The 26577-nt window shown below is 65.9% G+C and carries 23 protein-coding genes and 1 tRNA gene; 13 read left to right on the forward strand and 11 right to left on the reverse strand.

Going from position 1 to position 26577, the window contains the following annotated elements; all coding sequences use genetic code 11:
- Nucleotide 1 precedes the first annotated feature (1 nt).
- The 3 genes from QGG75_14650 to QGG75_14660 all read right to left on the reverse strand — a co-directional run bounded on the left by QGG75_14650 (nucleotide 2) and on the right by QGG75_14660 (nucleotide 4566).
- Nucleotides 2-88: transfer RNA gene (locus QGG75_14650), tRNA-Leu, on the reverse strand.
- 81 nt (nucleotides 89-169) lie between these two features.
- Nucleotides 170-2899, reverse strand: a complete 2730-nt coding sequence (fdhF, locus tag QGG75_14655; protein MDP6068471.1) for a formate dehydrogenase subunit alpha — start codon at nucleotides 2897-2899, stop codon at nucleotides 170-172.
- Entirely contained in the window at nucleotides 2896-4566 is a 1671-nt protein-coding gene (locus tag QGG75_14660) for an NAD(P)H-dependent oxidoreductase subunit E (GenBank protein ID MDP6068472.1), read from the reverse strand. Before QGG75_14660 ends, fdhF begins: the two co-directional genes overlap by 4 nt.
- A 122-nt stretch (nucleotides 4567-4688) precedes the next feature.
- On the opposite strand from QGG75_14660, the gene QGG75_14665 reads away from it, so the two are divergent.
- The 6 genes from QGG75_14665 (at nucleotide 4689) to QGG75_14690 (ending at nucleotide 11390) form a co-directional block, all read left to right on the forward strand.
- Nucleotides 4689-5333: a histidine phosphotransferase family protein gene (locus QGG75_14665; protein MDP6068473.1), complete on the forward strand. Its 645-nt coding sequence runs from the start codon at nucleotides 4689-4691 to the stop codon at nucleotides 5331-5333.
- A gap of 180 nt (nucleotides 5334-5513) precedes the next feature.
- Nucleotides 5514-8426 carry a chemotaxis protein CheW gene (locus QGG75_14670; GenBank protein MDP6068474.1) on the forward strand — a complete coding sequence of 971 codons (2913 nt, stop codon included), beginning with the start codon at nucleotides 5514-5516 and terminating at the stop codon, nucleotides 8424-8426.
- Nucleotides 8423-8902: a chemotaxis protein CheW gene (locus QGG75_14675; GenBank protein ID MDP6068475.1), complete on the forward strand. Its 480-nt coding sequence runs from the start codon at nucleotides 8423-8425 to the stop codon at nucleotides 8900-8902. The genes QGG75_14670 and QGG75_14675 overlap by 4 nt, the downstream gene beginning before the upstream one ends.
- Nucleotides 8903-9010: 108 nt before the next feature.
- On the forward strand, nucleotides 9011-9376 hold the full coding sequence (locus QGG75_14680; protein ID MDP6068476.1) for a response regulator: 366 nt from the start codon (nucleotides 9011-9013) through the stop codon (nucleotides 9374-9376).
- Between the two features lie 29 nt (nucleotides 9377-9405).
- Nucleotides 9406-10581 carry a chemotaxis response regulator protein-glutamate methylesterase gene (locus QGG75_14685; protein MDP6068477.1) on the forward strand — a complete coding sequence of 392 codons (1176 nt, stop codon included), beginning with the start codon at nucleotides 9406-9408 and terminating at the stop codon, nucleotides 10579-10581.
- The gene (locus QGG75_14690) at nucleotides 10578-11390 is read left to right on the forward strand and encodes a protein-glutamate O-methyltransferase (protein ID MDP6068478.1); all 813 of its coding nucleotides are present in this window, start codon (nucleotides 10578-10580) and stop codon (nucleotides 11388-11390) included. The genes QGG75_14685 and QGG75_14690 overlap by 4 nt, the downstream gene beginning before the upstream one ends.
- 162 nt (nucleotides 11391-11552) lie before the next feature.
- Here the strand turns inward: QGG75_14690 and QGG75_14695 are convergent, their stop codons facing one another.
- Nucleotides 11553-12251, reverse strand: a complete 699-nt coding sequence (locus tag QGG75_14695) for a response regulator transcription factor (protein MDP6068479.1) — start codon at nucleotides 12249-12251, stop codon at nucleotides 11553-11555.
- 186 nt (nucleotides 12252-12437) lie between these two features.
- Here QGG75_14695 and fliI point away from each other — a divergent pair, with 186 nt between their 5' ends.
- A complete protein-coding gene (gene fliI, locus QGG75_14700) occupies nucleotides 12438-13757 on the forward strand; it encodes a flagellar protein export ATPase FliI (GenBank protein ID MDP6068480.1) in 1320 nt (439 codons plus the stop codon).
- A 20-nt stretch (nucleotides 13758-13777) separates the two neighbouring features.
- Nucleotides 13778-14194, forward strand: coding sequence for a flagellar FliJ family protein (locus QGG75_14705; protein ID MDP6068481.1), 417 nt, complete (start codon nucleotides 13778-13780; stop codon nucleotides 14192-14194).
- A gap of 143 nt (nucleotides 14195-14337) precedes the next feature.
- On the opposite strand, the gene QGG75_14710 is transcribed toward QGG75_14705, so the two are convergent.
- Entirely contained in the window at nucleotides 14338-15147 is an 810-nt protein-coding gene (locus tag QGG75_14710; GenBank protein MDP6068482.1) for an enoyl-CoA hydratase/isomerase family protein, read from the reverse strand.
- Between the two features lie 161 nt (nucleotides 15148-15308).
- Between QGG75_14710 and QGG75_14715 the strand changes: the two genes are divergently transcribed.
- Nucleotides 15309-16451, forward strand: coding sequence for a CaiB/BaiF CoA-transferase family protein (locus tag QGG75_14715; protein ID MDP6068483.1), 1143 nt, complete (start codon nucleotides 15309-15311; stop codon nucleotides 16449-16451).
- Nucleotides 16452-16471: 20 nt separating this feature from the next.
- Here the strand turns inward: QGG75_14715 and QGG75_14720 are convergent, their stop codons facing one another.
- Complete coding sequence (locus QGG75_14720; protein MDP6068484.1) at nucleotides 16472-17644, reverse strand: phosphopentomutase; 1173 nt, start codon at nucleotides 17642-17644, stop codon at nucleotides 16472-16474.
- Nucleotides 17645-17739: 95 nt separating this feature from the next.
- Here QGG75_14720 and QGG75_14725 point away from each other — a divergent pair, with 95 nt between their 5' ends.
- Nucleotides 17740-18999: an acyl-CoA dehydrogenase family protein gene (locus QGG75_14725; protein ID MDP6068485.1), complete on the forward strand. Its 1260-nt coding sequence runs from the start codon at nucleotides 17740-17742 to the stop codon at nucleotides 18997-18999.
- Nucleotides 19000-19005: 6 nt separating this feature from the next.
- On the opposite strand, the gene QGG75_14730 is transcribed toward QGG75_14725, so the two are convergent.
- Nucleotides 19006-20013: a glutathione S-transferase family protein gene (locus QGG75_14730; protein MDP6068486.1), complete on the reverse strand. Its 1008-nt coding sequence runs from the start codon at nucleotides 20011-20013 to the stop codon at nucleotides 19006-19008.
- Between the two features lie 69 nt (nucleotides 20014-20082).
- On the opposite strand from QGG75_14730, the gene QGG75_14735 reads away from it, so the two are divergent.
- Nucleotides 20083-21285, forward strand: coding sequence for an acyl-CoA dehydrogenase family protein (locus QGG75_14735; GenBank protein MDP6068487.1), 1203 nt, complete (start codon nucleotides 20083-20085; stop codon nucleotides 21283-21285).
- Nucleotides 21286-21371: 86 nt separating this feature from the next.
- On the opposite strand, the gene QGG75_14740 is transcribed toward QGG75_14735, so the two are convergent.
- Nucleotides 21372-22580 carry a multidrug effflux MFS transporter gene (locus QGG75_14740; GenBank protein ID MDP6068488.1) on the reverse strand — a complete coding sequence of 403 codons (1209 nt, stop codon included), beginning with the start codon at nucleotides 22578-22580 and terminating at the stop codon, nucleotides 21372-21374.
- Here QGG75_14740 and arfB point away from each other — a divergent pair.
- Nucleotides 22579-23001: an alternative ribosome rescue aminoacyl-tRNA hydrolase ArfB gene (gene arfB / locus QGG75_14745; protein ID MDP6068489.1), complete on the forward strand. Its 423-nt coding sequence runs from the start codon at nucleotides 22579-22581 to the stop codon at nucleotides 22999-23001. The genes QGG75_14740 and arfB overlap by 2 nt on opposite strands.
- Nucleotides 23002-23016: 15 nt before the next feature.
- On the opposite strand, the gene QGG75_14750 is transcribed toward arfB, so the two are convergent.
- Nucleotides 23017-23805, reverse strand: a complete 789-nt coding sequence (locus QGG75_14750) for a hydroxypyruvate isomerase family protein (GenBank protein MDP6068490.1) — start codon at nucleotides 23803-23805, stop codon at nucleotides 23017-23019.
- Nucleotides 23806-23882: 77 nt separating this feature from the next.
- Between QGG75_14750 and QGG75_14755 the strand changes: the two genes are divergently transcribed.
- Complete coding sequence (locus QGG75_14755) at nucleotides 23883-25145, forward strand: four-carbon acid sugar kinase family protein (protein ID MDP6068491.1); 1263 nt, start codon at nucleotides 23883-23885, stop codon at nucleotides 25143-25145.
- On the opposite strand, the gene QGG75_14760 is transcribed toward QGG75_14755, so the two are convergent.
- Nucleotides 25142-26035, reverse strand: coding sequence for a CoA ester lyase (locus QGG75_14760; GenBank protein MDP6068492.1), 894 nt, complete (start codon nucleotides 26033-26035; stop codon nucleotides 25142-25144). The two genes, QGG75_14755 and QGG75_14760, sit on opposite strands and share 4 nt — an antisense overlap.
- On the reverse strand, nucleotides 26032-26484 hold the full coding sequence (locus QGG75_14765; protein MDP6068493.1) for a MaoC family dehydratase: 453 nt from the start codon (nucleotides 26482-26484) through the stop codon (nucleotides 26032-26034). The genes QGG75_14760 and QGG75_14765 overlap by 4 nt, the downstream gene beginning before the upstream one ends.
- Between the last annotated feature and the right edge of the window lie 93 nt (nucleotides 26485-26577).

A 26577-nucleotide genomic window follows, 5' to 3' on the forward strand; every position in this document is an offset into this window, starting at 1 on the left:
GTGGTGCCCGCTGCCGGACTCGAACCGGCACTCCTGTTAGGGAACGGGATTTTAAGTCCCGAGCGTCTACCAGTTCCGCCAAGCGGGCGCCGCCGGATGATAGCAAGCGCCCGGTGTGTCACAACAGCGAAGAAATAGTGGGGCCTGAGGTTCCCAGGGCCTGAGGTCCCTAACCGGCCTTTTCCACCCGGGCGGCGCAGAACTTGAACTCGGGGATCTTGCCGAAGGGGTCGAGGGCCGGGTTGGTCAGCAGATTGGCCGCCGCCTCGGCATAGCAAAAGGGAATGAAAACCATGCCCGGCGGCACCCAGTCGTCGATCCGGGCCTTCAGCTCGATGCTGCCGCGCCTCGTGGCGACGCGCACCAGGGCGCCGCCCTCGAGTTGCAGCGCCGCCAGGTCATGGGACGAGAAGTGGCCGGAGGCCTCGGGCTCGAGGGCGTCGAGGACGCTGGCCCGGCGGCTCATGGCACCCGAGTGCCAGTGCTCCAGCAAGCGCCCGGTGGTCAGCACCAGGGGATAGTCGGCGTCGGGCAACTCGTCGGGCGGCAAGACCTCGGCCGGCACGAACTTGCCGCGCCCTGAGGCGGTGGGGAAGCCCGAGCCGAAGATCACCTCCTGGCCCGGCTGGTCTTCCGCGCTGCAGGGGTAGGTAACGGCGTCCTCGCGCTCCAGGCGCCGCCAACTGATGCCGGCCAGCGGTTCCATGCAGTGTTGCAGCTCGGCGAAGACCTCTCGGGGGTGGCCGTAGTTCCATTCCAGGCCCAGGCGCCGCGCGATCTCCTGGGTGATCCACAAATCCTGGCGCGCCTCGCCCGGCGGCTCCAGCGCCTGGCGGCCAAGCTGCACGCGGCGGTCCGAGTTGGTGAAGCTGCCGTCCTTTTCGGGAAAGGCCGAGGCCGGCAGGATGACGTCGGCGTAGGCCGCCGTCTCGGTGAGAAAAATGTCCTGCACCACCAGGTGTTCGAGCTTGGCCAGGGCCGCCCGGGCGTGCTCCAGGTCGGGATCCGACATGGCCGGATTCTCGCCCATGATGTACATGCCCTTGATGGTGCCGGCGTGGATGGCCTCGGTGATCTCGACCACGGTCAGGCCTTTGTTTGGATCGAGCTTGGCCTGCCAGAAGTCCTCGAAGTAGCGCTGGTTCTCGGCCACGTCGACGGCCTTGTAGTTGGGGTAGACCATGGGAATGAGGCCCATGTCGGAGGCGCCTTGGACGTTGTTCTGGCCACGCAGCGGATGCAGGCCGCTGCCCGGCCTGCCGATCTGGCCGCACATCAGGGCAAGTGCTATCAGGCAACGCGCGTTGTCGGTGCCGTGGACATGCTGCGATACCCCCATGCCCCAGAAGATCATGGCCCGCTCGGCCCCGGCATAGGCCCGGGCGATCCGGCGCAAGGTCTCGGCCTCGATGCCGCAAATTTCGGCCATGGCCTCGGGGGGAAAGGCCTGCAAGTGCTGGCGGAATTCCGCGAAGCCCTCGGTATGTTCGGCAATGTAGTTCTGGTCGAAAAGCGCCTCGTCGACGATGACGTGCATGATGGCGTTGAGCATGGCGACGTCGGCGCCGGGCTTGAATTGCAGCCAGTGATCGGCGTGGCGGGTAAGCGCCGAGCCCCTGGGGTCCATGACGATCAGCGTCGTGCCGGCCTGGGCCGCGTTCTTGATGAAGCTGGCCGCCACCGGGTGGTTGCTGGTGGTGTTGGAGCCGATGACGACGATGAGGTCGGCGTTGCCGGCTTCCAGGAACGGCGCCGAGACGGCGCCCGAGCCGATGGTCTCCATCAGCGCCGCCACCGACGAGGCATGGCAGAGCCGGGTGCAGTGATCGACGTTGTTGGTGCCAAAACCCACGCGCACCAGCTTCTGAAAAAGATAGGCCTCTTCGTTCGAGCACTTGGCCGAGCCGAAACCGGCCAGCCCGCCTGGCCCCTGGGCATCACGGATGCCTTTCAGGCCGGCGGCGGCGAGGTCGAGGGCTTCGTCCCATTCGGCCTCGCGGAAATGGGCCAGCGGGTTGCCCGGATCGACCTCGGGGGCGGCCTCCTTGGGCGCTCCATCACGCCGAATCAGCGGCCGCTTCAGGCGCTGGGAGTGGGCCACGTAGTCGAAGCCGAACCGGCCCTTGACGCAAAGCCGGCCCAGGTTGGCGGGGCCGTCGCGGCCTTCGACGGCGACGATGGTGTTGTCCTCGACGTGGTAGGTGATCTGGCAACCGACGCCGCAATAGGGACAGAGGCTGGCGACCTGGCGTTCGGCCCGCCGAGCCCCGGCCGCCGGCAATAGCGCCCCGGTGGGGCATGATTGCACGCATTCGCCGCAGGCCACGCAACTGCTCTCGCCCAAGGGGTCGGCGCAGTCGAAGACGATCCGTGAATTGGCGCCGCGCCAGGCCATGCCGATGACGTCGTTGACCTGCACCTCGCGGCAGGCCCGCAGGCAATTCGTGCAATGGATGCAGGCCGCCAGATCGATGGCCATGGCGGGGTGGCTGGCATCGGGCGGGGGCGCCTGGCGGGCGGGGAAGCGGCTGCTGCTTTGCCCCACCATCTCGGCCATTTGCCAAAAGCGCGAATCCGCATCGGGGCCGGCCGCCCGCGCCGGCTGGTCGGCGACCAGCAGCTCCATCACCGTCCGCTGCGCCGCCCGCACCCGGTCGGAGCCGGTGCTGACCTTCATGCCGGCCGTGGGCTGGCGCAGGCAACTGGCGGCCAGGTTGCGCTCGCCCTCGACCTCGACCAGGCAAAGCCGGCAGTTGCCGTCGGCCCGGTAATGGCGGTTGAGGCCGGAACAGAGGTGGGGAATTTCCCGGCCCAGGCGGCGGGCGACCTCAAACAGCGTCTCGCCCGGCCCGGCCTCCACGGCCTCGCCGTCGAGCTCGAAGGTGACCGCATCGCTCACGAGACTTCCTCCGGCCAGTAGCGCAGCAGGCTGGCGAAGACGTTGGGCGCGGCCTGCCCCAGGCCGCAGATCGAGGCCTCGGTCATGGCCCGGCCGAGCTCGCCCAGCAGCTCTCCGTCCCAGCTCTCCTCGGCCATCAGCGCCAGCGCCTTTTCGCAGCCCAAGCGACACGGCGTGCATTGGCCGCAGCTCTCGTCAGCGAAAAAGCCCATCAGGTTCCGGGCCACCTGGCCCAGGTTGTCGTGCTGCGAAAGCACGATGATGGCGGCCGAGCCGATGAAGGCGCCGTGCTCCTCCAGGCTGCCGAAATCAAGCGCCACGTCGGCCAGGCGGGCCGGCAGGATGCCGCCCGAGGCACCGCCGGGCAGGTAGGCCTCGAGCCGGTGGCCCTCGGCCATGCCGCCGCAATGCTCGGCGATCAGCTCGTTCAGCGTGATGCCGGCCGGGGCCAGCTTGACACCCGGCTGGCGCACCCGGCCGGAGACCGAAAAGCTGCGCCAGCCCGAGGCGCCGTGGCGGCCGGCCCCGTTGAACCAGGCGGCGCCCCGTTCGACGATGTCACGTACCCAATGCAGGGTTTCGACGTTGTTGATGAGCGTAGGCCGGCCGAACAATCCGGCCTGGCTGGGAAAGGGCGGCTTGTGGCGGGGCAGGCCGCGGCGTCCTTCGAGGCTTTCCAGCATGGCCGATTCCTCGCCGCAAATGTAGGCCCCGGCGCCACGGCGCAAGTGAATGGCCGGCAGCTCGGCGATGTCGCCGGCCCGCAGGGCCGGGATTTCCCGTTCCAGCCAGGCTCGGATCTGCGGATATTCGTCCCTGAGATAGATATATATGGCCTCGGCGCCGACCGCCCAGGCCGCGATCAGCGCCCCCTCCAACATTCGGTGGGGGTCGCTCTCCAGGTAATGGCGATCCTTGAAGGTGCCGGGTTCGCCCTCGTCGGCGTTGACCACGAGATAGCGCGGCGCCGCCTCGGCCGCCACCAGGCGCCATTTCCGGGCCGCCGGAAAGCCGGCGCCACCCAGGCCCCTGAGGCCGGCCGCCTCGAGCTCGGCGATGATGTCGTCGGGCTGGCGCTGACCCTCACGGCACGATTGGTAAAGCGCGTAGCCGCCGCCCTGGCGGTAGGCGGCAAAGTCGCTGCCCGAGACCGTGGGCGCGGCGCTGGCACCTGCCTCGAGGGCCTTGGCGACGCCGTCGGGCGTGGCTTGCGTGAGATGATTGTGACCCAGCGCCACCACCGGCGCGGCCTCGCAGCGCCCCATGCAGGGCGCCGCCTTAAGCCGCACCGAGGAGTCCGTGCGGGCGGCCAGGGCGGCAAACAGCTCGGCCGCACCCTCCAGCGCACAGGGCAGGCCTTCGCACACCCGCAGCACCAGCGGGGCGCTCTCGTCGGCCTCCTCGACCACCTCGAAGTGGGCGTAGAACGTGGCCACCTCGAAGACCTCGGCCTGGCTCAGTCCAAGCTCCTCGGCCAGGGCCGCCAGCAGGGCCAGCGGTAGCTGGCGCTGCTGGTCCTGGATGCGGTGCAGAAACTCGAGCAAGAGATCGCGCCGCCGTTCTCCGTCGCCGAGCAGCTGGCGCACGAGCCCGCGCGCCGCTGGCGTCGCCTGACGGCCCTTGTTGTGGGTGCCGCGGCCGCGGCCGGTATTTGCGCGCTTCGCCATCTCGTCGAGGACTGTGGCAAAAGGCCGGGATTTTGTAAAACCCGGATTCGTCGAACCGCCATTGTTTACCTCGCTCATGCGTTATTATGCTGCAAGAAGATGCGGCGGACAGGGGGAGGGGCATGGATGACGTGACGCTGGCGGCGCTGCTGTCGTCGCGGCTCTGCCATGACCTTTCCGGGCCGGTGGGCGCCATCGGCAACGGCGTCGAGATGCTCGAGGGCGAAGACGATCCCGAGATGCGCCGCCAAGTCATCGAGTTGATGGCTTTCAGTGCCGGCGAAGCCCGGCGCCGGCTTGAATTCTACCGTCTGGCCTACGGCGCTCCCGGCGGTCTTGGGGCGGCCGTTCCCTTGGCCGAGGCACGGCGTGCGGCGCGACACTATTTCGAGACCCACAAGGCCGAACTTGATTGGCCCGAGGCGGCAGAGGAGGGGTCGCCCGAACTGCCGCCCGAGGCGGTGCGTCTTTTGCTCAACCTGGTGCTGCTGGGGGGCGAAGCCCTGGCCCGTGGCGGCAGCGTAGCCGTGCGCCTGGCGTTTGCCGCCGGATCGTTTTCGCTGGCGCTGGAGGCGAGCGGGCCCGGCGCCGCCCTCGATGCCGCCGAAGCAGCGGCGCTGCTTGGCCAAGTGGTGCCCGAGGCGCTGGATTCCCGCTCCGTGCAACCCTACTTTGCGGCACGCTTGGCGGCGGGGCTGGGGTGCGAAGTGGAGATCGCAGCCGATCAACCCGATCGGATCGTTTTGCGGGCGGCCATCCCTCTATAGGCATGTCCAGTGCATCCCTCAAGGCTGATCGAGGGGACAACGAATTTCTGGAAATTACCTTTTGTTAACCCAGATTCAGACCTTGTTAACTGAATCCCGGAATTATTCCAATCTGGTCTGCCCGCGGCCTTGGACAGGGAGCAGATAGGACAGAAAAGAAGACGGAAGGTTGGCAGAGCCATGGACGAACTTCTTACGGAATTTTTGACCGAGACGAACGAGTCGCTGGAGGTCATCGACAACGAACTGGTGACGCTGGAGAAGAACCCGGACAGCCCGGAGATCCTCGACAACATTTTCCGCCTGGTCCACACCATCAAGGGGACCTGCGGCTTTTTGGGCCTGCCGCGTCTGGAAAGCGTGGCCCATTCGGCGGAGAACATCCTGGGCAAGGTGCGCGACGGCGTACTGCCGATCAGCGGCGAGATCGTGACCATCGTGCTGGAGGCCTTGGATCGGCTGAAGTTGATCATGGCTGAGCTCGAGGCCACGGAGGCCGAGCCCGAGGGCGACGACCAGGAGCTGATCCAGCGGCTTGACGCGGCCGCGGCCGGGGTGTCGCTCGATGGCGCGGCGGCGCCCGAGCCCGAGCCCGAACCCGAGCCCGAGCCCGAGCCGGCGGCGGCGGCGGTCGAGATTCCCACCGGGGGCTTCGACGAGGCGCTGGGGCGCGAGCTCAAGCAGGGCGAGGTGGCGCTCGACGAACTGGAGCGCATATTCCAGGAGACCGAGACCTTGGAGCCGGGGGATGCGCCGGCCGAGCAGCCGGCCGAGCAGCCCGAGCCCGCCGAGGTCTCGGCGGCCGAGGCGGCTTTGGCGGCGGCCGATGCCGAGCCGGCGGCCAAACCGGCAACGCCGGCCACGAGCGAGAAGAAGGAAGCCGAGGCGGCCACCGGGGGCAAGGGAGCGGTTGAGAAGTCGACGGCGTCGCAGAGCATTCGGGTCAGCGTCGACGTGCTGGAGAACCTGATGAACATGGTCAGCGAGCTGGTGCTGACGCGCAACCAGCTGCTGCAGCTGGCGCGCAACCAGACGGACAGCGAGTTCACGGTGCCGCTGCAGGGCCTGAGCCACGTCACCTCGGAGCTTCAGGAAGGCGTCATGAAGACGCGCATGCAGCCCATCGGCAATGCCTGGGCCAAGCTGCCGCGCATCGTGCGTGACCTGGCGCACGAGTTGGACAAGAAGATCGACCTGGAGATGCTGGGCGCCGATACCGAGCTCGACCGCCAGGTGCTGGAGCTGATCAAGGACCCGCTGACGCACATGGTGCGGAACTCGGCCGACCACGGCCTGGAGATGCCGGCGGAGCGCCTGGCGGCGAACAAGCCGGAGATCGGCAAGGTGGTGCTGAACGCCTATCACGAGGGCGGCCACATCATCATCGAGATCAAGGACGACGGGGCCGGCATCGACGTCAACCGGGTCAAGGAGAAGGCCCTGGAGAACGGCCTGACGACGGAGGCCGAGCTCGAGGACATGACGGACCAGCAGGCCCTGCGTTTCGTCTTCCGGGCGGGTTTTTCGACGGCCAAGGTTGTGACCAGCGTCTCGGGCCGGGGCGTCGGCATGGACGTGGTGCGGACCAACATCGAGAAGATCGGCGGCACGGTGGACGTCAAGTCGGAGATGGGCAAGGGCTCGACCTTCACGATCAAGATCCCGCTGACGCTGGCCATCGTTTCGGCGCTGATCGTGGAGTGCGCCGGCGAGCGCTTCGCCATCCCGCAGATCAGCGTGCTCGAACTGGTGCGGGCCTCGGACGATTCGGAGCACCGCATCGAGGAGATCCACGGCACGCCGGTGCTGCGCTTGCGCAACCGGCTGCTGCCGCTGCTGCAGTTGCGCGACATCCTGGGTCTGGGCGGTGCCTCGTCGGGGCTGCTGGCGGAGGCTGTGACGGAGACTGTGGTAGAGGCCGCGGAAGAGACTGTGGAGGATGCCGGCGAGGAAGTGGCCGCGGCCCAGGCCGATGGGGCCATCGAAGATGCCGCCGAGGCGGCCGGCGGGGCCGTCAACCAGGAAGCCTTCATCGTGGTGGCGCAAGTGGGCATCTATCGTTTCGGCATCGTCGTCGACCGGGTCTTCGATACCGAGGAGATCGTGGTCAAGCCGGTGGCGCCGCTGCTGCGTCACGTCAAGGAATTCTCGGGCAACACCATCCTGGGCGACGGCAGCGTGATCATGATCCTCGATCCTAACGGCCTGGCCGAGGCCGGCGGCGAGACCGGCGTCTCGGAGGTCGAGGAATACGAGGAGGCCACGGTGGGCACGGGGACGTGGGGCGAGGAACAGGTTGCGCTGCTGGTCTTCCGGGCCGGCGACGACGAGCCCAAGGCGGTGCCGCTGTCGCTGGTGGCGCGTCTCGAGGAGGTCGATGTCGAGACCATCGAGTACTCGAACGACCGCATGGTGGTGCAGTACCGGGGGCATTTGATGCCGCTGGTGAAGATCTCGGCGGAGGTCGAGATCCGCGAGGCGGGGCGGCAGCCGATCCTGGTGTTCGCTGACGGCGAGCGTTCGATGGGCCTGGTGGTCGACGAGATCGTCGATATCATCGAGGACCACCTGAAGATCGAGCTCTCCTCGGAGCGCGAGGGTCTGGTGGGCAGCGCCGTGGTCAACGGCAAGGCGACGGGCATCGTCGACGCGGCCTATTATCTGACCCAGGCCTTCGGCGACTGGTTCAAGTCGGCCGACGTGCCGCTGGGCGAGGGCGCCGCGCGGCAGCGGGTGCTGCTGATCGATGACAGCCCCTTCTTCCGCAACCTGCTGACGCCGGTGCTTTCGACGGCGGGCTATGCGGTGATCACGGCCGAGAGCGGCGACGCGGCGCTGATGCTGCGCGACCAGGGCGAACAGTTCGACGTCATCATCAGCGACATCGAGATGCCGGGCATGACGGGCTTCGACTTCGCCCGCTCGGTGAAGGGGGGCGGGCGCTGGCAGGAGGTACCCTTGATCGCGCTGAGCTCCCATACCACGCCGGCCGATCAGGACAAGGGCCGCGAGGCGGGCTTCGACGATTACGTGGCCAAGCATGACCGCGATGGCCTGATTGAATCCCTGAATGACATCGGAGGCGTGGCATGAGCGCGATCAATGAGGGCTGGGACGATCGCCAGGCTGTCGAAAACGAGCAGTTCGTCACCATCACCATCGCCGACCAACTCTTCGGCATTCCGGTGCTGACGGTTCACGACGTCCTGGTGGCTCAGAAAATTACGCCAATTCCGCTGGCCCCGCCGGAAGTTGCAGGAGCGCTCAACCTGCGCGGACGCATCGTTACCGCTATCGATGTTCGGCGGGCCTTGGGTCTCATGCCGCGCGAGGGTGACGATCCGGGCATGTATGTGGTGGTTGAGCACGGCGAGGAATTGTACAGCTTGATTGTCGATACCGTCGGTGAAGTCATGGACTTGCCCTCCGACGCCTACGAGCGTCCACCGACGACGCTCGAGGTGCGCTGGCGCGACGTGACAATGGGGATTTATCGGCTAGAGGGTCAGCTTTTGCTGGTTCTCGACGTTGAACCGCTGCTGGATTTTGATAAAGCCAACGCCGCTTGAAGCCGGGTAAGATGGCATTCCAAGCCACCGGCCGAGGCACAGGCTCGGGGCCTGGCGAATTTAGGCTTTGTGCCCTCTGGTGAATGGCCGCGGATCGGAGAACAGTTGATGAAGTCCTGTCTGGTCGTCGATGATTCAAAGGTTATTCGCATGGTTGCCCGGCGCATCCTGGAAGGGCTGGACTTCGAGGTCGACGAGGCCGCTGATGGCAAGGAGGCGCTGGATGCCTGCCTGCGCAAGATGCCGGACGCGGTGTTGCTGGATTGGAACATGCTGGTGATGAGCGGCATCGAGTACCTTCGCGAATTGCGCAAGAGCGAAGGTGGCGATCATCCGATTGTGGTCTTTTGCACCACGGAGAATGACCTCGATCATATACGCGAGGCCATGGAAGCGGGGGCGAACGAGTACATCATGAAGCCCTTCGACAGCGACATCCTTGAAGCCAAGTTCGCGCAGGTTGGTATTCTCTAGTTTTTCCAGGGTAGGGGCCGCAAGGACTAATGACGACGGAGGGTGCGCCAGGCGCGACCAACGCGAAGTCAGGCCCAGCCGGACCGCTGCGGGTCATGGTGGTCGACGATTCAGCCATTATCAGAGGCTTGATCGCCCGCAGTCTGGAAGCCGATTCCGAGATCGAAGTGGTGTCGTCGGTGAGCAACGGCGAACTGGCGGTCAAGGCCGCGGCACGCCACCAACTCGACGTCGTGGTGCTCGACATCGAGATGCCGGTCATGGACGGCTTGACGGCGCTGCCCAAGCTGCTTGAGATCGACCCCGGTTTGCAAATCATCATGGCCTCGACGCTGACGCTGAGGAACGCCGACATCAGCATGAAGGCGTTGTCCATGGGCGCCGCCGATTATGTTCCCAAGCCCTCGTCGACCTCTGGCGCTCACGGCGCCAGCGAATTTCGCCGCGATCTGACCGAGAAGGTCAAGGCGCTGGGGCTGGTGGCACGGCAGAAAATCGGCGCCGAGGCGCCCAGCAGACGTACTGATCCGGCCCAAATTCGTGGTCGCACGGCAATCTCGGCGCCGCCCTTGGTGAAGGCACCGGCGGCGAAGATCCCACTCAGGCAGGCGGTCACGACACTGCGCCCCGAGATCATCCTCATCGGCAGCTCCACCGGCGGCCCCCAGGCGCTGTTCACGGTCTTCGAGCATCTGCGCGACCGTCTCGAGGTGCCCATCCTCATCACCCAGCACATGCCGCCCACCTTCACCACCATTTTGGCCGAGCACCTCAACCGACTGGTCGAAGGCCGCTGTGCCGAGGGCGTCGATGGCGAGCCCGTGCAAAAGGAGCGCATCTACCTGGCGCCCGGCGATCACCACATGGTGCTGGCGGAAGAGGAGGGCCGCAAGATCATTCGCATCAACCAGGATCCGCCGGAGAATTTCTGCCGTCCCGCCGTCGATCCGATGTTCCGCAGCGTGGCCGCCCTATATGGCTCCCGCGTGCTGGCCGTGGTGCTTACCGGCATGGGTTCCGACGGCCTCAGGGGGGGGCGGGAGATCATCGAAAGCGGTGGCGTGATGATCGCCCAGGACGAGGCCTCCAGCGTTGTCTGGGGAATGCCCGGTGCCGTGGCGACGGACGGCCTGTGCAGCGCGGTATTGCCGCTACCGGAGATCGGGCCGGCCATCATGCGCAAGGCCGCGGGAGGGCGCTCGTGAGGGACGCTGACTTCGAGGTGCTGGCCAAGCTGCTCGCGGAGCGATCGGGCTTGGTGCTGACCGGCGACAAGACCTACCTGTTGGAAAGCAGGTTGACGCCGGTGGCACGCAAGCGTGACCTCGAAAACCTCGACAAGCTGGTTGAAGAGGTGCGGATGCGTCCCACGGAGGCGCTGCTGCACGAAATCACGGAAGCGATGACGACGAACGAGACGTTTTTCTTCCGTGACAACACGCCCTTTGACATGTTCCGCGAAAACACGCTGCCCTTGCTGCTGGAGACCCGGGCCTCGGCCAAGCACATACGCATCTGGTGCGCCGCCGCTTCGACCGGGCAGGAGCCCTATTCGATCGCCATGATGCTCAAAGAGGAAGCGGCCAAGATACCGGGCTGGCGCGTCGACATCCTGGGCACCGACATCTCACCCACGGTGCTGGAAAAGGCCAAGGCCGGTCTCTATTCCCAGTTCGAGGTGCAGCGGGGCCTGCCCATTCAGTTGCTGGTCAAGAATTTCCAGCAGGTCAATGAAATGTGGCAGATCGACAGTGCCATCCGGGCCATGGTCAGGTACCAGGAATGCAACCTGCTCGAAGACATCACCAGGCTTGGTCAGTTCGACGTGGTGTTCTGCCGCAACGTGCTGATCTATTTCGATCAGGAAACCAAGGGGCGGGTTCTTGCCAACGTCGCCAAGATGCTGACCCCCGAGGGCGTGCTCTTCCTTGGCGGTGCCGAGACGGTGCTGGGCATTTCCGACAAGTTCAAACCGCTGCCGGGACAGCGCGGCGTCTACGGCGTGGTGACTTGAGGAGCCGTCGCACAACGACATTTTTGTAAATTGTCATTCCCGCGCAGGCGGGAACCCAGGTTTTGTTCCTTATTTTTTCTGTCGCCGCGTGGCCGCCAAATCGAAAAACCTAAATACACCTGGGTTCCCGCTTTCGCGGGGATGACGCTGGGTTGCGTTCCCTCAGGCCGCGCCCTTGGCGTCCTCGATCGGGTCGCGCAGCACGTAGCCCCGGCCCCAGACGGTCTTGATGTAATTGTCGCCACCGGTGGCTGTGGCGATTTTCTTGCGCAGTTTGCAGACGAAAACGTCGATGATCTTGAGCTCGGGCTCGTCCATACCGCCGTAGAGGTGATTGAGGAACATTTCCTTGGTCAGCGTCGTGCCTTTGCGCAGCGACAGCAGCTCGAGGATGCCGTATTCCTTGCCCGTCAGATGCAGCGGCTGGCTTTCGATCTCGACCGCCCGGGTGTCCAGGTTGACGGTCAATTTGCCGGTGCCGATGATCGACTGGGCGTGGCCCTTCGAGCGCCGCACGATGGCGTTGATGCGGGCCACCAGTTCGCTCTTGTTGAAGGGTTTGGTGAGGTAGTCATCGGCACCGAAGACCAGGCCTTTGACCTTGTCGTCGGGCTCCGACATGCCGGAGAGGATCAAGATCGGCGTCTCGATCTTCGACAATCTCAGCTTCTTCAGAACCTCGTAGCCATGCATGTCCGGCAAATTGAGGTCGAGAATGATGATGTCGTAGTCGTAAAGCTTGCCGAGATCCAAGCCCTCTTCGCCAAGATCCGTCGTATAGACGTTGTAACCTTCGCCCTTGAGCATCATCTCGATGCCTTGGGCGGTGGCAGCATCGTCTTCCACTAGCAGCACACGCATCGCTTCCTCCATGCCGGTTGGCGAGGCTTGCGGCAAATGTTAACCATTTCATTACCGCAAATTCGTTAACGTGGCAACCAGTGGCGGCGCCGAAGGAGATCGGACGTGGCTTTTGCGCATTTTGCTAAGCGATTGGGAATGAAGCATTTTTGCGGTAGGGGCGATTTGGGGCTGGGAAGGTAACTCATGGAAAGCGTCGTCGCCGAGATCGAGGCGCTACAGGAATTCGAGCGCTACGGGCGGGTAGTCAGCATCCAGGGCCTGTTGATCGAGGCCGTGGGCCTGCAGTCGGTGGTCAGCATCGGCTCGCGCTGCCGCATCGTCAGCCGTAGCCGTGGCGAGGTTGCCTGCGAGGTCATCGGCTTTCGCGACGACCGGGCGCTGCTCATGCCGTTTGGCTCGCTCGAGGGCGTCGGCGTCGGCTGCAAGGCGATCATCGCCGAACATGACGCCGTGGCTTATCCCGATGTTTCCTGGCTGGGCCGCGTCGTCAATGCCATGGGCCAGCCCCTGGACGGCGGCCCGCCGCTGATGCGCGGCGGCGTCGCCTACCGCCTGCATGCCGAACCGGCACCGGCCGCCTCACGCCGCCGGGTGGGCACCAAGATCGATCTCGGCGTACGCTCGATCAACGCTTTCCTGACCTGCTGCCTGGGTCAGCGCATGGGCATCTTTTCGGGCTCCGGCATCGGCAAGTCGGTGCTGCTGTCGATGATGGCCAAATACACCAATTCCGACGTCAACGTCATCGGCCTGATCGGCGAACGCGGACGCGAGGTGCTGGAATTCATCGAGGACGATCTGGGGCCCGAGGGCCTGGCGCGCAGCGTCGTCGTGGTCTCGACCTCGGACGAATCGGCGCTGCTGCGCCGCCAAGGCGCCCATCTCACGCTGACGCTGGCGGAGTACTTCCGTGACCGTGACAAGCATGTGCTCTGCCTCATCGACAGCATCACCCGCTTCGCCATGGCGCAGCGCGATATCGGTCTTTCGGGTGGCGAGCCGCCGACCTCGAAAGGCTACACCCCCACCGTCTTCGCCGAGTTGCCGAAGCTTCTGGAGCGCGCCGGACCGGGCACTGGCGAGGGCACCATAACCGGCCTCTTTACGGTGCTGGTCGAGGGCGACGACCACAACGAGCCGGTCTCCGACGCCGTGCGCGGCATTCTCGACGGTCACATCGTGCTCGAGCGCTCCATCGTCGAGCGCGGCCGCTATCCGCCGGTTAACGTGCTGCGCTCCATCTCGCGCTCGATGCCGGACTGCAACAGCGAGGAAGAGAACCGCCTGATCGGCCGGGCTCGTGGCATGATCTCCGTCTACGAGGACATGGCCGAGCTGATCCGCATCGGCGCCTACCGGGCCGGCACCGACCCCAGCGTCGACGAAGCCATCGAGCACCGCGACGCCATCGAGGCCTTTCTGGGCCAGGATCGCCACGAGGGTAGCGACCTGGCCGGCGGCTATGGCGAGCTCCTGGAAATCATCGAAGACGTGCTTGACTGATGCCCGGAGGCGCATAACCCATGAAAGGCTTGGCCACCTTGATCCGGGCCCAGAGCTGGCGGCTTGAGGAAATGCGCCGCAACCTGGGCGAGTTGGAGGGCATGCGGGCCGATTTCGAACGCCGGGGCGTCGAGCTCGAGCAGGAACTCAAGCGCGAGCAGGTCATGGTAGCGGCCACCGAGGAGTTCGGTTTCGCCTATAACGCCTACGCCAATGCCGTGATCAACCGCCGCCAAAACCTGGCGGGCTCGATCGCCGACGTCGATGTCGAGATCATGAAGGCCCGCGACAAGGTGCGCGAGGCCTACCAGGAACTGCGCAAGTTCGAAATCACCGAAGAGCGGGACCTGGCGCGCGCCCAGGCCGAGGAAGAACGCCGCGAACGCATTATGCTCGACGACATCGGCGTCGAGCTGCACCGGCGCAAGACGGGTTGACGGGCGGCGGCGGCGCGCCGATTTCGGCGGCCGCCCCCCCCACCCCAACCCTCCCCCACAAGCGGGGGAGGGCGGTTTGTTTTCTTCCCTCCCCCTTGATGGGGGAGGGCAGGGAGGGGGTGTTTGGTGCCTTTGGCCACCCTCTACAGCGGCGAATCCGGATCGAAGTTGGGCTCCCTCTTCTCGCGTAGCGCCGCCAGGCCCTCGGTGGCCTCGGGTCCCGTGAAGCCGAGCATTTCCAGCGCCGTCGAGGCATCGAAGGCAGGACCGGCCATGCGGTACCAGTTGTTCAGGGCATACTTGGTCCAGCGGATGGCACTGGGCGCCCCCGCTACCAGGCGCTGGGCGATTTCCATGGCCTTGTCTTGCAGTTCGTCGTCTTCGACGCAGAGCGAGACCAGGCCGATGCGCTCGGCCTCCTCGCCGTAGATGGGCTCGCACAGCAAGAGGTAATATTTGGCCTTGGCCATGCCGCACAAGAGCGGCCAGTTGATCACCGAGACGTCGCCGGCGGCCACGCCCAGCCGGGTATGTCCGTCGACGATGCGGGCCGATTTGGCGATGATCGATATGTCGGCCAACAGCCCCGCCACCAGGCCGGCGCCGACGGCCACGCCGTTCATGGCCGAGACGATGGGCTTGGAGCAGTTGATGACGTTGTAGACCAGGTCCCGGGCCTCTTTCCAGGCGTTGCAGCGCGCCTTGTAGTCCTCGATGTTGCGCTCGATCATGCCGAAATCGCCACCCGACGAGAAGGCCTTGCCGGCGCCGGTCAGGATGACCGCCGAGGTATCCGGATCGCCGTCGATGTCGCGCCATACCTCACAGAGCTCGCGGTGGCCGTTTTCGTCGAGGGAATTGTAGGTTTCCGGTTTGTCGAAGGTGATGCGCAGGATGCGATCGGCCGGGCGGTCGATCTTGAGCTCCTGATATCTGTCGTACCTGTCGGTCATGTCGAACGATCTCCACTTCTTGCCATTTCGTTTATGGCCGCAGGGTGCCTTGTTCGAGGGCGGCGTTCAACAGGCGAACTCCCGGACCGGCTGCGATTTTGCACCCGCGCCCCGGGCAGGGTAAAAGAGGGGTGATGGCGGGGGCTAACCGGAGGAAATTTATGGGACCGTTGAGTGGGGTGAAAGTCGTCGAGTTGGCCGGCATCGGGCCGGGACCGATGTGTGCCATGCTGTTGGCCGACCTGGGCGCCGAGGTCATTCGTATCGATCGGTTGGAGGATTCAGGCCTGGGCGTGGTGCGCGATGCGCGCAACGATCTACTTAACCGGGGCCGGCGCTCGGCAGCCGTCAACCTGAAGAGCCCAGAGGGCGTCGAGACCGTGCTCAAACTGATCGAGAGCGCCGATGCCCTGGTCGAGGGCTTCCGGCCCGGTGTCATGGAGCGCCTGGGGCTGGGCCCCGAGGACTGCTTCAAACGCAATCCCAAGCTGGTCTTCGGCCGCATCACGGGCTGGGGCCAGACGGGGCCGCTGGCCCTGGCTGCCGGCCACGACATGAACTACATAGCATTGACCGGTGCGCTGCATTCCATCGGTAGCAGGGGTGGACCGCCGGTGCCGCCACTGAACCTGGTGGGCGACTTCGGCGGCGGCGCCCTCTATATCGCCTTCGGCATCGTCTGCGGCATCGTCGAGGCCGCCAAGTCGGGCCAGGGCCAAGTCGTCGACGCCGCCATGACCGACGGCGCCTCGTCGCTGATGACGGCCATCTACGGCCTCAAGGCCCAAGGCATGTTCGGCGCCGGGCGGGGCTCCAACGTGCTCGATTCCGGGGCCCACTTCTACCAGGTCTACGAGACCAAGGACGGCCAGTACATCTCGCTGGCGCCCATCGAGCGCAAGTTCTATGAAGAGCTCCTGGAACGCGTCGGTTTCGACAAGCAGAAGTTCGACAATCAGTGGACGGCCGACGGCTGGCCCGCCTCCCGCGACGGCATGCAAGAGGTGTTCAAGACCAAAACCCGCGACGAATGGTGCGAGATCCTCGAGGGCACCGACGTCTGCTTCGCTCCGGTGCTGTCGCTCGACGAGGCGCCTGAACATCCCCACAACAAGGCTCGCGAGACCTTCGTCGAGGTCGAGGGCGTGGTGCAGCCGGCCCCGGCGCCGCGCTTCAGCCGCACACCCGGCAAGATCCATCGGCCGCCGCCGGTGGCCGGCGAGCACACCGACGAGGTGCTGGCCGAATGGGGTTTCGCGGCCGACGAGCTGGGCCGGCTGCGAGAGGCCGGCGCCATCGGCTAGGCCACGGCGGGAGATCTGGGTTAAAGAAACGCCGTCCCGTTAGGCAGGGGATCGAGCCCCAGATGGCCGGCGATGCTTTGGCCGATGTCGGCGAAGCTCTCGCGAATGCCGATGGGACCGGCTTTGATTCCGGGGCCGAAGGCCAGCACCGGCACCTGTTCGCGGGTGTGGTCGCTGCCCGGCCAGGTCGGATCGCAGCCATGGTCGGCACTGATAATGGCCAGATCATCCGGTTTGAGCGCCGCTTCCAGCTCCGGTAACGCCGCATCGAAGGCCTCGAGGGCGGCGGCGTAGCCGGCCACGTCGCGGCGGTGGCCGTAGAGCGAATCGAAATCGACGAAGTTGCTGAAGATGAGATCTCCGCCGCCGTCGGTGGCTGCCGCGATGGTGGCGGCCATCAGGGCCGCGTTGCCGTGGGCCTGGACGCTGCGGCTGATGCCGCGGCCGGCGAAGATGTCCGAGACCTTGCCGATGGCGACCACCTCGCCGCCGCCATCATTGATACGATCGAGCAGCGTCGGCGCGTGCGGCGGCGTGGCAAAATCGCGGCGGTTACCGGTACGCACATAGTCGCCGGCCCGACCCACGAACGGCCGGGCGATGACCCGGCCAACCTCGTAGGCATCGACCAGCCGGCGGGCAATGGCGCAGACCTCATAAAGACGCTCGAGCCCGAAGGCCTCTTCGTGGGCGGCGATCTGGAAGACCGAATCGGCCGAGGTATAGACGATGGGCCGGCCGCTCTCGAGGTGGCTGTCCCCCAGCTCCTCGATGATCTGGGTGCCCGAGGCGTGGCGCTTTCCCAGCAGTCCCGGCAGGCCGGCCTCGGCGATCAAGGCATCGGTCAGCGCGGCCGGAAAGCAGGGCTCGGTGTCGGGAAAGTAACCCCAGTCGAAGGTCACCGGCAGGCCGGCCATTTCCCAGTGTCCGCTGGGCGTGTCCTTGCCCCGGCTTTGCTCCCGGGCCACGCCCCAAAGCGCCTGGCCGGGATCGCCGGTCACGTCGGCCAAGGGAATGCCGCTGCTGGCCTCGGCCGCCGCCGTCAGACCCAGGCGGCTGAGGTTGGGAATGGCCAGCGCGCCGGCGGCGGCGATGTGGCCCAGCGTGTCGGCGCCCTCATCGCCGAAGCGCCCGGCGTCCGGGGCGCCGCCGATGCCGAGCGAATCCATGACCAGGAGAAAGGCGCGGGGCATGATGGTTCCTGCTTTCCAAGATAGGCCGATGTGGACGCCGGGCCGGGAAAACCCGATCATGGCGCCCGACGACCCAGCATAAGGAATTCCGCGAGATGGATTTCGAGTATTCGGAGCGCACCAGGGAATTACAGTTTCGCCTGCGCGACTTCATGGAGCGCTACGTCGTGCCCCACATTCCCCAATGGCACCGCGAGGTCAAGGCCGGCCAGCGTCATCCTGATGTGGTTCGGGACCTCAAGGCCCTGGCCAAGGACGAGGGGCTGTGGAACCTCTTCCTGCCGGGCTTGCGCGAGGACGAGCCGGGGACGCGCGTTTCGAACCTGGAATATGCCCCGCTGGCCGAAATCATGGGCCGCATCCATTGGGCCTCCGAGGTCTTCAACTGCAACGCCCCCGATACCGGCAACATGGAGCTTCTGCACATGTTCGCCAACGCCGAACAGCGCGAACAGTGGCTGTTGCCGTTGCTCGAAGGCGAAACGCGGTCGTGCTTCGCCATGACCGAGCCCGACGTGGCGTCGTCGGATGCCACCAACATCCAGACCATCATCCGGCGTGAGGGCGAGGACTACATCGTCAACGGGCGAAAATGGTTCATCACCAACGCCGCCCACCCCAACACGCGTCTCGTTATCGTGCTGGGCCTCAGCGATCCCGACGGCCCCTCGCATAGCCGCCATTCCCAGATCCTGGTACCCATCGATGCGCCGGGGCTGGAGATCGTGCGCGACATCCCGATCATGCATCACTATGCGCCGGAGGGTCAGTGCGAGATCGTCTTTCGTGACGTGCGCCTGCCGGCGGCCAACTTGTTGGGCCAGGAAGGCGATGGGTTCCTGATGGCCCAGGCGCGGCTGGGGCCGGGCCGCATCCACCACTGCATGCGCTCGATCGGCCAGTGCGAGCTGGCGCTGGAGCTGATGCGCGAGCGCGCCCTGGACCGCCGGGCCTTTGGCAAACCCATTGCCGAGCAAGCCAACATCGCCGAGTGGATCGCGCGTTCGCGCCTGGAAATCGAACAGGCCCGGCTGCTGGTGCTCAAGACCGCCTGGATGATCGACAACCTGGGCGCCAAGGCGGCGCGCCAGGAGATTGCGCTGATCAAGGTGCTGGTGCCCAAGCTGCAAACCACGGTGATCGACCGCGCCATCCAGATCTTCGGCGCCATGGGCCTCAGCCCCGATACGCCCTTGGCTTATCTTTGGACCTGGGGCCGGGCGCTCGAGATCCTCGACGGCCCCACCGAGGTGCATCTGCGCACCATCGCGCGCTACGAATTCAACGCCGCCAAGGAAACCCTGGGCGAGGCCGCCGCCTACATGCTGCCGCCCGAGGCCTTGATGGCGGAGTAGGCGGGCTCAGCCGTCTTTTAGGTAGGCCAAACAGCCGCTTTCATCGAGCAGCGCTTCGAGGCGGTCCTGGCTGGCCGGATCTAGCACTTCGTAGAGCGCCCGCAAGCGCTCAAAGCAGCGCGCCTGGTACTTGTAGGTGCCTTGGCTGAAGGGCTGGCCGTCGATCTCCAGCGTCATGGTCTCGGCTCCGGCGGCGAAAGCCTCCGCGTTGGCTCGCAGAAACGGAAAATAGATCTTGCCGGCCAGCTCCAGCAGCTCGCCAATGGTCCCGGCGGGCTCGTCCGCCCATTCGCCCTCGACGCCCGAGGCATCGTCGGTACGGCGCAGCCAGTCGTAAAGCCGCTGCGCCTGGGCGCGCATGATCGCCGCCGGCACGGGGTCTATGGCGAGCTGCTGGAGCTGGCCGAAAAGGGCAAAATCGGCGAGCGTCGGGCGGCTTCCGAAAAGGTAGGGCTGGGCCGCCAGGTGGCGTTCCAAAATGTCGATCAGGCTGAGGTAGCTGCCCTCGATCACGGGTGCGTTCTCGGGCGTGCAACCGACCAGCGGCATGCGCTCGATCTGGCGTTTTGAAATCCCCTCCGCCAGCGCCTCGAGCTCGCCTTCGGCACCGGCCACCAGCATGTCGCCGGCCAGCCAGCGGCCGCAATAATCGATGCAATCGGCGTAGGCCCAGCGGTAGTGGAACATGGCTTTTGTGAACCACTCATCCGCCATGTCTTCGATCAGGTGATTGAGAAAGCCGAGCACCGGATCGGGTGGCAACACCGAGCGCTGGCCCGGGTGGCGTTCCTCCAGAAGATGGGCGAGCGGCGTCGAATCGACATGGAAACTGCCGTCCTCGGGGAGTTGCAGGATGGGGATCAGCGGCGGCTTGACGTCGATCTTGCGCCGGCTGGTGCGGGGCGAGCCCATCTCCCAGACGAAATCGAGGCGGCGGTAGCGCATCAGCGCCCGCATCTTCAGCGAATAGGGAGAGGCCGGCATGCCGATCAGGACGTAGGCGGTGTCACTCATGGTGGCTCTCCTGATCGCCGGAACTGATGTGCTAGGTTTGGCTTTTTTTCGCAGCGGCTGGCCAAAACCATGAACCAATCATCCGATCTCGGCAACCTCTCGCCCAACGCCTTCGCCCTCAGCGACGAACAGATGGTGCTCCGCGACGAGGCCCGGCGCTATTTCATGGCCCAGTTCTTTCCCCTGCAGGCGCGCATGGACGACGAGAGCTGGTGGCCCGAAGAGGCCTTTCCCACGCTTGGCGGCATGGGCTACCTGGGCCTTACCATCCCCGAGGAATACGGCGGCTCGGGCCTCGATTACCTCACTGCCGGCCTCATCTCCGAGGTCATGGCCGAGGCCAACCCGGCCATCGCCTGGTCGGCCACCGGCCACAGCAACCTCTGCCTCGATAATATTTTCAGGAACGGCAACGAGGCCCAGCGGCGCAAGTACGTGCCCAAGATGTGCACGGGCGAATACGTCGGTGCCCTGGCCATGACCGAGCCCGGCGCCGGCACCGATGCTATCGGCTCGATGCGCTCGCGGGCCCGGCTGGACGGCGATCATTACATTCTCAACGGCGGCAAGATCTTCATCTCCAACGGCCCCATCGCCGACGTCATGCTGGTCTACGCCAAGACCGATCCAGACGCCGGCAACCAGGGCGTCTCGGCTTTCATCGTCGAGAAGGACTTCCCCGGCTTCTCGGTGGCCCAGAAGCTCGACAAGATGGGCTATCGCGGCAGCCCACTCGGCGAATTGGTGTTCGAGGACTGCAAGGTTCCGGCCGAGAACCTGCTGGGCCAGGAGAACCGCGGCGTGGCTGTGATGATGAGCGGCCTCGACATGGAACGCGCCTACGTCACGACGATTAGCCTGGGTACGGCTCAGCGGGCGCTGGACATCTCCATCGAATACGCCAAGACGCGCGAGCAGTTCGGCAAGCCGATTGCGTCGTTCCAACTGATCCAGGCCAAGCTGGCCGAGATGTACATCCGCCTCGAGGCCGCCCGCACGCTGGCCTACCGCGGCCTGGCCGCCTGCGCCGCTATGGACACCCGCGAGGCCGGACGCGGCGACATCCACAAGCTGGCGGCCGCCTCGGTCCACTTCGCCGCCGAGGCCGCGACGACCATCATGGACCACGCCGTACAGATCCACGGTGGCGGCGGCTACATGCGCGACACCGAAGTGAACCGCCTCTACCGCACCGCAAAAATCATGGAAATAGCCGCCGGCACGCAGGAGATCCGCAAGTTGATCATCGCCGGGGAGCTGTTGAAGGACTGAGGGGCGGGAGCGATATTACTAATATTAATGGCGTTAATGGCATTAATGAGAACCTTGTTAATGCCATTAATTTCGACAAAAACCGGTCAGTGACCGCGCCCGCGCTCGGTCCACCAGATGATGAGCAGCGCCGCCGCGCCGAAAACCGCGAAGCCGCCCACCAGCGGCAGCAGCGTGTCGTCGTAGGCTTGGCCCACCAGCATGCCCAGCGGCACCGAGATCAGCGACGAAAGCGAGCCCACCACGGCGGCGCCCAGGCCGGCGATGTGGCCCAAGGGCTCCATGGCGAGCGCATTGATGTTGCCGAAGACCAGGCCCAGGAAGAAAAAGGCGATCATGAAATAGGCCATGGCCGCCCACAGCGGCGGATCGCCGAACAGCAGCACGATCACCAGAAAAATCCCCGTGACGATGCTGAAGGCGATCAGTCCGCTGCGGCTCAGCCGCCGCATGCCCAGGCGCATCACCAGGCGGGCATTCAAGAGCGTGGCGGCGCCGATGGCCAGGGCGATGGCGCCGAAGTAGAAGGGAAACAGCGGCCCCAAACCGTAGTGCTGCTGAAAGAGCTGGGGCGCCGAATTGAGATAACCGAGGAAGCCGGCGAAGACCATGCCGGCCACCAGGGTGTAGCCCAGCGCCACCCGGTTGCTGAGAATTTCCTTGAGCGCTGCCGCCAGGCGCCGGGCCGACACCGGCGAACGCCGCTCGGGCTCCAGGGTCTCGGGCTGGCGGGCCGAGAACCAGCACCAGACGATCAGGGCCCAGGCCAGAAAGCCCCAGAAAATGCCGCGCCAGTCGGCGAGCAAAAGAATGCCCTGGCCCAGTATCGGCGCTATCGCCGGCACCAGGATGAAGACGGCCATGACGAACGACATCACCCGGGCCATGGCGCGGCCCGAGTACTGGTCGCGTACCACCGCCACCATGACCACGCGGGGGCCGGCGACACCGAGGCCCTGCAAAAAGCGCCCGGCCAGCACCAGCGGCAAGTTGGGCGCCACGATACAGATCAGGCAGCCGCTCAGGAACAGCACCATGCCGACGTGGATGGGCGGCCGCCGGCCCAGGCTGTCGGAAAGCGGGCCGTAGATCAGCTGCCCCAGCGCCATACCCAGCAGCAGCGCCGTCACCACCAATTGGCTCTGGTTGGGGTCCGCCACCTTGAGGTCAAGGCCGATCTCCGGTAAGGCCGGCAGCATGGCGTCGATCGACAGCGCCACCAGCGATATGGTGGCCGCCGTCAGCGCCACGAACTCAGCAAAGCCGAGCCTCGGCCCTTTGTCGTCAGAAGCCATGATCACCATCACCGACAGCATCGCCATTGCCGAGCACGAGATCGAGGAGAGCTTCGTGCGCGCCTCGGGCCCGGGCGGGCAGAACGTCAATAAGGTGGCGACGGCGGTGCAACTGCGTTTCGATCTGCGTCATTCGCCCTCGCTGCCGGCCGAGGTGCGGGCCCGGGCCGAGGGCCTGGCCGGCCGGCGCCTGACCAAGGAGGGCGTCATCGTCATCACGGCGGCGCGCTACCGCACCCAGGAACGTAACCGCGCCGACGCCCTGGCGCGCCTGGTGGCGCTTCTCCAGCGCGCCGCCGAGCCGCCGCGGCCCCGCCACCCCACGCGTCCCAGCCACGCCTCGCGCCGCCGCCGCCAGGACGCCAAGATCCGCCAAAGCACCCTCAAGCGCCGCCGCGCCACCCCGTCGGAGGATGACTGAAGGCGGGACGGCACTTCAGCCAAGATAGTCCCGGGCCCAGCCGAGACCAGCGAGCGTGCCCTGTCGCGGCCGGTATTCGGCACCGACCCAGCCCTCGTAGCCCAGCCCGTCGATGTGGTCGAGCAGGAAACGGTGATTGCTCTCGCCCAAGTCCGGCTCATGGCGTTCGGGCACCCCGGCGATCTGGAAGTGGCGGATCAGGTCCCAATAGGCGCTGATGTTGCGGGCCACGTCGCCTTCCATGATCTGGGTGTGGTAGAGATCGAACTGGAGCCCCAAGTTGTCGCTGCCCACGGCCTCGATGAGGCGCCGGGCATGGTCCAGGCGGCTGAGGAAATAGCCCGGCTGGTCGCGGACGTTGAGCGGCTCGACCAGCGGCCGCACGCCGCGCTTGGCCCCCAGCTCCGCCGCCTTGCGCAAATTGGCGACAAAGGTGGCTTCCATTTCGGCCAAGTCGGCGTCTTCGGCCCCGGCGGGGATTTTGCCCGCCATGACGTGAAGATGGGGACACTTCAGCGCCTCGGCATAGTCGAGCGCCAACTCCAGGCCGGCCCGGAAATCGGCCTCCCGGCCCGGCAGGGCACCAAAGCCGCGCTCGCCGGCCTCGAAGTCACCGGGCGGCAGGTTGAAGAGCACCTGGCGCAGGCCGTGCTCGGCCAGGCGTTCGGCAATGTCGGCCGCCGGCCAGTCATAGGGGAAGAGGAATTCGACGCCCTTGAATCCAGCCTCTGCTGCCGCCGCGAAGCGATCAAGAAAGTCGTGTTCGGTAAACAACAGGCTGACGTTGGCGGCCAGTTTGGGCATGGTGACAGCCTATCACTTCTTACCGCACCACCGGAATCGGCTAGAATCGAAAGCAGGCCACCACGGGAAGCCGGAATATGTACCTGGGTTGCATTGCCGACGACTCGACCGGAGCCACCGACCTTGCCAATACCCTGGTCAAACAAGGCCTGCGCACCATCCAGCTGATCGGCGTGCCGGCTGCCGGACGGGCCATACCGGACGCCGAGGCCGTGGTGGTGGCGCTGAAATCGCGCACCGCGCCGCCGGACCAGGCGGTCGGCGAATCGCTCTCGGCCATGAACTGGCTGCGGGCGGGCGGGGCGGAACAGATCTTCTTCAAGTACTGCTCGACCTTCGATTCCACGCCTGCCGGCAACATCGGTCCGGTGGCCGACGCTTTGTTGGCCGAACTCGGTTCCGACTTCTCCATTGCCTGCCCGGCCTTTCCCACCGTTGGGCGCACCATCTACCAGGGGTTGCTTTTCGTGGGTCCGGTGCTGCTCAACGAATCGGGCATGCAGGACCATCCCCTGACGCCCATGACCGACGCCGACTTGGTGCGGGTGCTGGAACGCCAAACCGAGGGCGCGGTGGGGCTGGTGAATTACGGCGAGGTCGATGCGGGCCCCGCAGCCATCCGGGCTGCCTTCGATCGCCTGCGCCACGAGGGCAAGCGCTACGCCATCGTCGATGCCCTCAGCGACCGCCATCTTTTCGACATCGGCGCGGCCTCGGCCGACTTGGCCCTGGTCACCGGCGGCTCGGGCCTGGCCATGGGCTTGCCGCAGAACTTCCGCGCCCCGGGGGATTTGGCGGCCGGCAACGCGGCGGCGCTACCGCCGGCGGGCGGCCATGGCGCGGTGATATCGGGAAGCTGCTCGTTGGCCACGCTCGCCCAGGTGGCCCATTTTCGCGACCAGGGCGGGCCTGTCTTCGTGATCGATCCGCTGGCCATCGCGGCCGGCGAGGACGTGGCGGCGGCGGCCCTGGGTTGGGCCGAAGGGCGGCTCGCAGATGGGCCTCTGTTGGTGGCGGCCGGTGCCCCGGCCGAGGCCGTGGCCCGGGTGCAGGCGGAGCTCGGCCGGCAGCGCGCCGGCGAACTGGTCGAGGGCGTACTGGCCGACATTGCCCGGGGGCTGGTCGAGCTGGGCGTCCACCGCCTGGTGGTGGCCGGCGGCGAGACCGCCGGGGCGGCCCTGGCGGCGCTGGAAGTCGCAGGCCTGCGGATCGGCGGCGAGATCGATCCCGGCGTGCCCTGGACCCGGAGCCTCGATCACGACGATCTTTTTCTCGCCCTCAAGTCGGGCAATTTCGGCGGCCCGGATTTCTTCCTCAAGGCCTTCGAGGTGTTGGGTTAGGACGCGCCCTCGATCTCGGCTGCCATGGCCAGCACGTGGCGGGCCTGCTTGAGGTGCGGCATGTCAAGCATCTTGCCGTCCAGACCGACGGTGCCGAGGCCGGGGTTCTGCTCGAACGCTTCGACCACGCGCCGGGCCTGGGCGATCTCGTCGGCTGAGGGCGTGAAAGCCCGGTTGATCACTTCCGCCTGGGCCGGATGGATGGCGATCTTGCCGACAAAGCCGGCGCGCCGGTCGCGCAGGCATTCCGCCTCCAGGCCCTCGAGGTCGCGGAAGTCGACGAACACCACGCCCACCGGCTGGGCCCCGATGGCCCGCGCCGTGGCCAGGCAGAGAGACTTGGCCAGCAGATAGGGGTCGTCGTAATCGCCGCTCGCGGGGTTGCGGTTGTCGCTGGCGCCAAGGGCGGCGGCCAGGTCTTCTCCGCCCCAGGTCATGGCCACCAGGCGCGGGGTCAGGCCCTCCAGGTAGGTATGGAAGGTGAGCAGCGAGGCCGCGGTCTCGGTTGCCACGCAGTGGATCTTGGTGGCGCCTTGCTCCAGGCCCTCGCGGGTCTCCAGGGCCGCGAGGTAGTGGTCGAGCGCGTTGACGTCGGCCGCCGAATAGGTCTTTGGCAGCACGATGCCGTCGGGCGCCCCCGGCATCACCGCCGCCAGGTCGGGAAGCGCCATATCGCCATCGAGCGGATTGATGCGCACCCAAAGCTGCTGGCGCGCGCGATCAGGTTCGGCCTTGAGATAGGCCTGAACCATGTCGCGGGCGATCTCTTGGCGGTCGTCGGCGACGGCGTCCTCGAGGTCGAGGATCAGCGCATCGGCTTCGTTTCCGCGCGCCTTCTCCAGCTTGCGTTCGCTGTCGCCGGGCACAAACAGCCAGGAGCGGATGATCATGACGGCTGTTTCATGATGAGACCGGTGCGGACGCAATAGGCGATTTCCTGGTCCCGCTGGTTGAAGCCGAAATGCTCGAACGTGACGATGCCGTCACGAGGCCGCGATTTGCTCTCGCGCATGGCCTGGATGCGCGTCAGCGCCCGGATGGTGTCGCCGTGAAAGACGGGATTGGCGAAGCGCACGTCGGTCATGCCGAGATTGCCCAGCGTAGTGCCCAACGTGGTGTCGCCGACGGTAATGCCGACCACCAGGCCCAGCGTGAACAGGCTGTTGACGATGCGTTGTCCGAATTCGGTCTGCTTGGCGAACTCCTCGTCCAAATGCAGCGGTTGCGGGTTGTGGGTCATGGCGCAGAACATGATGTTGTCCATCTCCGTCACCGTGCGGGTCAGCGGGTGATTGAACTCCATGCCGATTTCGAATTGCTCGTAATAAAGGCCTGCCATTTCGCCCCGTCCTTTCCAGCTCGCGAGGGATGGCCACAGGGTGGCGGTTTTTGTGACCCTCCGCCAATCCTTTTGTGCCCGGCGTTGGAGTGG

It is taken from the genome of Alphaproteobacteria bacterium (genome assembly GCA_030740435.1).
Classification (GTDB): Bacteria; Pseudomonadota; Alphaproteobacteria; order UBA2966; family UBA2966.